We start from the raw sequence: 8,354 nt of genomic DNA, 5'->3' as shown, positions 1-8,354 counted from the left end.
ATTCCATCCTTTTAATAAATATCCTAAGAATTATATCACAAAACATATTTTGGAGATATTAGCTTGATGGCTATGCCCTTAGCCGATACTATAAAAATATTGTCTCTTTCTAACTTGCTTATATTACGACACCCTTTGAAGCTTTCTTTCATTGTAGACTTTGTCATATGTATGTTCCCAAATAATGACTTGGGTATATTATCAAATCTTATTGCATGCAAGACCTTATGCCTCCAATAAAATGCTGTATTTATATTAATGCTTAATCTTTCAGCACAGTATTTTAATGTTCTTCTTTCTAGCATTAATTCAATAAATTCTCCCCATTTTTCTGCAGTTTTTTTCGAGTAACTCCAAATTGAATTTGTTGATAATGAAAATGTCTTACTACATAATTCATTTTTACACTTATATCTCTGTATCCCATTATAAAAACCATGTTTTATAATTTTTTCACTTCCACATGTAGGGCAACATTTAATTATTTTTTTTCGACTTTTATATAAATCTTTTTTTAATATTGAACCTATATGCAATTTTAATCTTTTCAAATCATAATCTTTTTTTATCAAATTAATCACCTCTTTTGAATCCTTAACATAAGTAAAAAGTTCTATACATTACCAACATTTATTTAATAAAGAGGCTCAAGGGTTTCATTAATATATATATATGGAGGAATTTCATGAAAAAAAGCCTATAAAGTAAGAAATTCAAATTCTCACTTCATAGGCTTTCTAAATTATATAATTAAATATTAAAGAATTTTGTGAAAGCTTCTACTGTAAAGTAATTATCTTTAACTGCTGCAAGTTCTCTAACTGAATGCATTCCTAAAACCGGTGCTCCCATATCAATCACAGGAATAGATAAATCTGCTGCTGACATTGGACCTATGGTTGTTCCACCTTTAGCATCTGATCTGTTAACAAACTTTTGACATGGAACTCCACTTTCCTTGCAAACAGCTTGAAATATTGCTGATGTATAACTATCGGTTGAGTAACTTCCTGATGCAGCCATCTTTATAACAGGACCACCACCAAGTACTGGCTTATTTGTAGGATCATGTTTGTCTTCATGATTTGGATGTATAGCATGTGCTAAATCTGCTGAAATCATAATTGAATTTGATAATGCTCTAAAGAATCCTTCCTTATCTTTTCCAAGAGATAAAGCTATTCTTTCTAATAATGTTTTTACTAGTGCTGCTCTTGCCCCTTGAGCTGTTAAACTTCCTATTTCTTCATTGTCCACTGCAACCATAACTTTTGTTGCTTTAATTTTTTCACTATCTATTAGAGCTTTCACTCCAGTGAATACCATCCAAAGATCATCTAACCTTCCAGCTGAAATAAATTCATTTTCTAATCCTAAGATGCATCCTTTTTCATATTCATATAAAAATAAATCAAAATCTAATATACTTTCCTTTTCTACACTTAGTTGTTCACTTAATAAAGTTAATAAATACGCATCCTTTTCAAACTTTTCATTAATTAATCCTAAAAGTGGTAAAGTATCTTTTTGCTTATTAAAAGTGTAACCTTCATTTACCTCTCTGTTCATGTGTATAGCCACATTAGGAATTATTAGTAATGGTCTATCTATATTAACAAGTCTTATTTCTGGTTTTAGAGGTGATTTTCCTTTTACAACCACTCTTCCAGCTAAAGATAAAGGTCTATCTAACCATGTGCTTATTATTGGCGAACCATACACCTCAGTATTTAGTTTTATATAAGCTTCTTCCATTTCCATCTCTGCAGCTGGTTTAATTTTAAATGTTGGCGAATCTGTGTGTGCTCCTATTAATCTAAATCCATCTTCCTCTAATTCTCCTTGTCCTATCTCAAAAGAAATAATGGCAGATTGATTTTTCATAACATAGTACTTTCCACCTTTAACAAGATTCCATTTTTCATTTTCTTTAATCTCTTTAAATCCAGCTTTATCTAATATCTTTTTTACTGAATGTGCTCCATGATAAGCTGTTGGACTTTCTTCTATAAAATCTAATAGCTCTAAAGCTAACTTCTTCTCCATATTTTTCACTCCCTCTTATTATCTTAAACATATTTATTTTAGCAGACTTATTTTACCACCACAACTTACTAACAAGTATTTGATTAATTCAAGTTAGTAATATAAAATTATACTAATTACTTAAATATTCATAGAAGGAAGGTGTTTTTTTGTTTTCTAAACTCTTAATTAATACATTTATAAAAAACAATATGGATTCTCAAGATGATAAGGTTCGAGAAGCTCATGTAATGCTTGGAGGCATTGTTGGAATTATAGTAAATTTTCTTCTATTTCTAATTAAATTGTCTGTAGGAATAATAACTGCAAGTATTGCTATTATGGCTGATGCCTTCAACAATTTATCTGATGCTGCTTCATCTGTAATAACAATAGTAGGATTTAAGTTGTCCAAAAAGCCTGCTGATGCTGAGCACCCATTTGGTCATGGAAGAATGGAGTATATCTCTGCTTTAATAGTAGCATTTTTAGTAATGCTTGTTGGAATCCAATTTATTAAATCCTCCTTTGAAAAGATTATAAATCCAAGTGCTGTTACTTTTGAGCTAATACCTTTTGCACTTTTAATAGTTTCAATCATACTAAAATTTTGGTTGTCTAGATTTAATAAATATGTTGGAAATAAAATAAATTCTTCTGCTTTAAAAGCATCATCAGTAGATGCTTTAGGCGATGTTTTTACATCTTCTTGTGTTTCTCTTTCATTTTTAGCTTCCAAATTCACCGAACTTCCTCTTGATGGATATTTTGGTATCTTAGTAGCTGCATTCATAGTTTATTCAGGATTCAATTTGGTTAAAGAAACCATTAACCCACTTTTAGGTGAAGCTCCTGACAAAGAACTAGTTGATGCTATAAAAGAAATGACATTAAGTTACCCAAACATCAAAGGAGTTCATGATCTTATTATCCACAACTATGGTCCTGGAAGATGCATGGCTTCTATACATGCAGAAATACCATCTGATATAGATGTTATGGTTATACATGAAATAATAGATAGAGCTGAACGTGAGATATCTGATAAGCTAAACATTTACCTAGTCATACATATGGACCCTATATGTATAACCACTACTGAAGTAAATGGTACATATGAGGAAGTTAAAAAAATAATAGAATCGAATTCTCTAATTGAATCTATGCATGATTTTAGAGTTATTGGTGAAGGTGAAAAGAAGAACCTAATTTTTGATATAGTAGTTAACCCAGAAAAAATAAAAAACATCATAACTAACGAAGAGTTAAAAATACAGATAATTCAGTCTATTAACGAGCTGCATCCAGAATATAATTGTATAATAACTATTGATAATGATTACTTAGTGTAATTATTTTCCTTGTATACCTCTTTTTCATATGTTATTATGTTTTACTGGGATGTAACATACTAAAAATAGGAGTGTATTTAATGAAAAAAATCGATGTAAAATTATTAGCAAAAAAATTAGTACTATTTTTTCTAGGGGTTTGGATAATTCAAACAGGTGTTGCCATGTTTATCAAAGCAAGTATAGGATCAGACCCATTCACAGTATTTACTCAAGGACTTTCTGGAAAATTGGGTGTTTCAGTAGGAATGGCAAGTACATGTATCACAGCAACACTAATAGTTATTATTGCAATAGTTGACTGGCGTTATTTAAATATAGGGACAATCCTTTCTACACTAGTAGCAGGACCTTTTATTAACTTAATGACATCCGTCTTTAAACCGTTGCCAATAGATGACCTTGTAATTAGTTTTATACCTTATTCAAATATTATAATAAAATCACTATTTTTAGCATTAAGTTGTGTTGTAATAGCTATTGGTTTTTCCTTGCTAAAATCAACTAACTTAGGGGTAGCTGCAAATGATATAGTGCCTCTATTAATATCAGATAAAACTAAGCTTCCTTATAGTAGGATTCGTATTCCTATGGATATAACATTTGTAGTGTTAGGATTTTTATTAGGTGGAATTATAGGAATTGGTACATTAATAGGAGCCTTTTTAACAGGTCCTGTAATAGAATTTTTTATGCCAAGAATAGCTAAATTCGTAGCACCTTTTCTTAAAAGTTCAACTGAAGAGATAGCTTTATAATTTATATAGGAACCTAGGTGAAATTATTACCTAGGTTCCTATATTTACTTTTTAACTTTTTAAGTAAAATTCCTTTAATTCCTGTATATTTTCATCATTATATTATATAATTGTTTTATATAACTTTTAATTTATAGAGGAGGACTTTTAATGATTTGTCCAGAATGTGGTCATGAATTAGATTCTAATAATATCTGTCATAATCCAAATTGCATCACAAACATAAAAAAAGAAAATGAAGATGTACAATTTAGACCAAACACAGAGAATTTAAATACTAATGATAATTATAATTTCCAAAATTTAAACTCAGAATTTAGAGATTCAAATGATATATCACCTGTAGAAATGATAGAATTTATTGGTGATAATAATACTGAATATTACATAGATAAATGGACAAGGTTTCAAGATAACTCTAATTTTATTTCTTGGAACTGGCCAGCATTCTTGTTTGGATTTTTTTGGTTCTGGTTTAGAAAAATGTATAACATAGCTGGAATACTATTTGCTATAGGTATAGCTAACGCAGTGCTCCTATCAGGTTTTGGTTGGTTACGCTCAATCGTATCCCTAACAATTACAATTGGTTGTGGACTACTTGCTAATCAATTATACATAAAGCATGCCACTTCAAAAATTAAATCATCTAAATTAGCTATTGGATTTGATAATAATATGTTACTTAGAAGATTACGCTCAATAGGGGGACGAACTTGGGTTCCATTAATTGTTGCCATAGTTCTTGGTTTAATATTTACAACTCTATTTGTAATTGGTCTTATGGCTTTACATAGCACTTTTGGTGATTTTAAATATTTGAGGTAGTGATATATAGCATCACTACCCCTTTTGTAAATATTTTAAGGAGGTTCTTTCAATGTTTTGTATACACTGTGGACATGAATTAGATTCAAATAATGTCTGTCATAATAACTCATGCCCTTCAAAGATGAATAATAATCAAGCTTATAATAATAATTACAACAATATGAATTATCATAATAATTATAAAAAGATTAACTATAATCCTGATTTTATAGATAAAAATGGTATTACTTCGCAGGAAATGGCTACTTTTATTGGAAATAGTAGTATATCTTTTTACATAGAAAAATGGACAATGAACCAAGATAAGCCTAGCTTTCTTTCTTGGAACTGGCCAGCATTTTTTTCATCTTGGGTTTGGCTATTTTATAGAAAACTCTATTTATTTGGTGGAATTTATTTAGCCGTTAATTTATTATCTTTAATATTTTTACCTTTATCAGTTTTTTCTGTTATTTTATTTTTTAGTAATATATCATGTGCATTATTAGGAAATCAAATATACATTAGACACTGTACAAAAAATATTAAACAAATAAAATCTTTACCAATAAATATGGACATGAACGCTTATTTTAGAAGATTAAAATATTCTGGTGGAGTATCAATAGCATCACTTATACTTGGAATAATTATTTATGTTGTAGCAACTATATTTATTATTTTCAATTTTGTATCTGATAACCATATGTATAACTCTTACTCAGACCCATTCTCTATTTATGATGATTATGATTCAAAAGGTTCATATTTTGATGATGACTCAGATGATTCATTTTATAGTAATCCTCATTCTAGTAAACCAGGGTTTAATCCTTCAAAATTACCTAGTAAAAGTATGTAAAATGTAGAAAGTGGACAAAATTTAAAGTTTAAAAATTATATTAAGCTTTAAATTTTGTCTTCTTTTGTTGTTTTTTAGAAAAATCCCACTCTTATTTTAATATTTTTTAATAAATTTATATAAATGAATCTAACTTTGTTGTATAATAGCCTTGTACTATTTTTAATTCAAGTAATTATAATATATTTTATACAAACAGGGGGGGATTTTAATGTTCTGTTCAAAGTGTGGAAAAGAACTAGATTCTAATAATGTATGCAGTAACCCATCGTGTCCTTCATACATTAATAATAACAATCACACAAATCAAGATCTTGGAGTAAGCAATCCAAATACTGTTGCTTATAATGTAAATTCTGAACAATATAATAATCAAAATCATAGCAATCAAAACTATAATAATTATGGGAATAATCAAAATTACGGATACAACCAAAATTTTGGAAACCCTCAAAATTTGAACAATTCACAATTTAATACTAATAATGGTTTTAGAGATAAACATGGTATTTCAACTGAAGAATTAGTAGAATTTGTAGGAGAAAAGAAGTCACACTACTATTTAGAGCAATGGCAAAAATCTCAAGAAAATGAAAACTATATTTCTTGGAATTGGCCAGCTTTCTTTACTAATTTTCTTTGGTTTTGGTATAGAAAAATGTACGGCTTAGCTGCAATAGTATTCTCTGTTAACTTAGTTCTAAGAATAATTGCTACATTAATATTTAGAGCTGTAACAAGACCTAGCTTCTATTCTTCTAGCTACTACTATTCAAGCAACTCAACAAATTGGCCAGTATATTTAATTGGACTTATAGTTTCAATACTTTCTGGTTTATTTGCAAACCAACTTTATATGAAGTATGCTACGAAAAAAATAAAATCAATAAAATCCACAGCCTCTATGGGCTTAGATAATGCTACAATATTTAGAAGATTAGGCATAAATGGAGGAACTACAATAGCTCCTATAATTTTTGCAGCAGTTATACTTGTTATTATAATTCTATTTGTTCTAATTGTACTTGTTGCAGCTGATAGTTATTCTAGTTATGGTGGTTACTATTACTAAAACATAAAATAGAGATGCAAGTTTAAAAATATAATTAAACTTGCATCTCTATTAATTTAAAGTACTTTTGATAAAAAGTCTATTGTTCTAGAATTTTTAGGGTTATCAAATATTTCTTCTGGAGTTCCTTCTTCAAGTATTACTCCTCCATCCATAAATATTATTCTATCTCCAACTTCTCTGGCAAATCCCATTTCATGGGTTACAACTACCATTGTCATACCTTCTTTGGCAAGATTCTTCATAACAGCTAAAACTTCTCCAACCATTTCTGGATCTAGTGCTGATGTAGGCTCATCAAATAGCATAACATCTGGTTCCATAGCCAATGCTCTCGCTATAGCTATTCTTTGTTTTTGACCTCCAGATAGGGAAGATGGATAAGTCTCTGCTTTCTCAATTAATCCAACCATATCTAGTAAGTCTTTTGCTTTTGCCTTTGCGGCTTCTTGCTCCATCTTCTTAACCTTGATAGGAGCAAGGGTAATGTTATCTATAACTTTTTTATGTGGGAAAAGATTAAAGGACTGAAATACCATTCCCATCTTTTCTCTAAGTTTATCTATATCTACCTTCTTATCTGTAATAGTCTTGCCTTCAAATACTATTTCACCCTTAGTAGGAGTTTCTAGAAGGTTTAAACATCTTAAAAAGGTGGACTTTCCTGAACCTGATGGTCCTATTACTACCACAACTTCACCTTTTTTGATGTGATAATCTATTCCTTTAAGAACTTCATTGTGTCCAAAGCTCTTGTGCAAATTTTTAACGTGAATCACTTGCTTTCATTCTCCTTTCAGCATAGCCCATTAATCTTCCTAATGAAAATGTTAGGATGAAATAAAATACTGCTACAACCATTAATGGTTCTAATGAAAGATATGTAGCACCTTGTACAATTTTTGCTGAAAACATTAGCTCTCCAACACCTAAAACTGATGCCATTGAAGATTCTTTAATTACAGCTACAAACTCATTCCCTATTGCAGGTAATATATTTCTAATAGCTTGTGGCACAATTATTAATCTCATAGTCATACCTTTTGACATTCCTAAGCTTCTTGCTGCTTCCATTTGCCCAGCATCAACTGCTTCAATTCCAGCTCTAACTATTTCTGATACATAGGCTGCTGAATTTAATGCTATAGCAATTATAGCTGCTGAGAATGCTGTAACATCTATGTCAAAAATCAACTTAGATCCTGAATAAACCATCAAAATCTGTAATAGAATTGGTGTTCCTCTAATTATTTCAACATAAATTGTTGCTATAATCTTTAACGGTTTTATCTTCCATATAGAAAGACTTGAATTCTTCATAAAAAATAATATTGCCCCAAGTATTGTTCCTAATAACACTGTAATTAGAGATATGCCTAAAGTTACTTTTACTCCATCTAAAAACTTTGGCATGTAATCTCCTAGAAAACTAAATGTAAACAAAGTCTCTCCTCCTCTGATAGCTACATAATACT

At 29.7% G+C, this 8,354-nt stretch carries 9 protein-coding genes; 5 read left to right on the top strand and 4 right to left on the bottom strand.

All coding sequences use genetic code 11. The annotated features are described in order from the left end of the window. Positions 1-35: 35 nt before the first annotated feature. Entirely contained in the window at positions 36-572 is a 537-nt protein-coding gene (locus NNC19_RS14900; protein ID WP_310939456.1) for a hypothetical protein, read from the bottom strand. A 178-nt stretch (positions 573-750) separates the two neighbouring features. Further along, entirely contained in the window at positions 751-2,046 is a 1,296-nt protein-coding gene (locus tag NNC19_RS14895; protein WP_310939455.1) for a M18 family aminopeptidase, read from the bottom strand. Between the two features lie 149 nt (positions 2,047-2,195). Here NNC19_RS14895 and NNC19_RS14890 point away from each other — a divergent pair, with 149 nt between their 5' ends. The 5 genes from NNC19_RS14890 (at position 2,196) to NNC19_RS14870 (ending at position 6,879) form a co-directional block, all read left to right on the top strand. Beyond that, positions 2,196-3,377 (top strand): cation diffusion facilitator family transporter, encoded by a 1,182-nt coding sequence (locus tag NNC19_RS14890; protein ID WP_310939454.1) that lies wholly within the window; start codon positions 2,196-2,198, stop codon positions 3,375-3,377. An 80-nt stretch (positions 3,378-3,457) separates the two neighbouring features. Further along, positions 3,458-4,135 carry a DUF6198 family protein gene (locus tag NNC19_RS14885; protein ID WP_310939453.1) on the top strand — a complete coding sequence of 226 codons (678 nt, stop codon included), beginning with the start codon at positions 3,458-3,460 and terminating at the stop codon, positions 4,133-4,135. Between the two features lie 150 nt (positions 4,136-4,285). Further along, positions 4,286-4,963 carry a DUF2628 domain-containing protein gene (locus NNC19_RS14880; RefSeq protein ID WP_310939452.1) on the top strand — a complete coding sequence of 226 codons (678 nt, stop codon included), beginning with the start codon at positions 4,286-4,288 and terminating at the stop codon, positions 4,961-4,963. A 52-nt stretch (positions 4,964-5,015) separates the two neighbouring features. After that, complete coding sequence (locus NNC19_RS14875) at positions 5,016-5,807, top strand: DUF2628 domain-containing protein (protein ID WP_310939451.1); 792 nt, start codon at positions 5,016-5,018, stop codon at positions 5,805-5,807. A gap of 211 nt (positions 5,808-6,018) precedes the next feature. After that, the gene (locus NNC19_RS14870) at positions 6,019-6,879 is read left to right on the top strand and encodes a DUF2628 domain-containing protein (RefSeq protein ID WP_310939450.1); all 861 of its coding nucleotides are present in this window, start codon (positions 6,019-6,021) and stop codon (positions 6,877-6,879) included. 56 nt (positions 6,880-6,935) lie between these two features. On the opposite strand, the gene NNC19_RS14865 is transcribed toward NNC19_RS14870, so the two are convergent. Together NNC19_RS14865 and NNC19_RS14860 are read right to left on the bottom strand one after the other, a co-directional pair. After that, on the bottom strand, positions 6,936-7,658 hold the full coding sequence (locus tag NNC19_RS14865; RefSeq protein WP_310939449.1) for an amino acid ABC transporter ATP-binding protein: 723 nt from the start codon (positions 7,656-7,658) through the stop codon (positions 6,936-6,938). Beyond that, positions 7,645-8,292: an amino acid ABC transporter permease gene (locus NNC19_RS14860; protein WP_310939459.1), complete on the bottom strand. Its 648-nt coding sequence runs from the start codon at positions 8,290-8,292 to the stop codon at positions 7,645-7,647. Before NNC19_RS14860 ends, NNC19_RS14865 begins: the two co-directional genes overlap by 14 nt. Between the last annotated feature and the right edge of the window lie 62 nt (positions 8,293-8,354).

The organism is Clostridium sp. SHJSY1 (genome assembly GCF_031626875.1).
Lineage (GTDB): Bacteria > Bacillota > Clostridia > Clostridiales > Clostridiaceae > Clostridium.
This window is presented reverse-complemented; position numbering and strand designations above follow the sequence as displayed.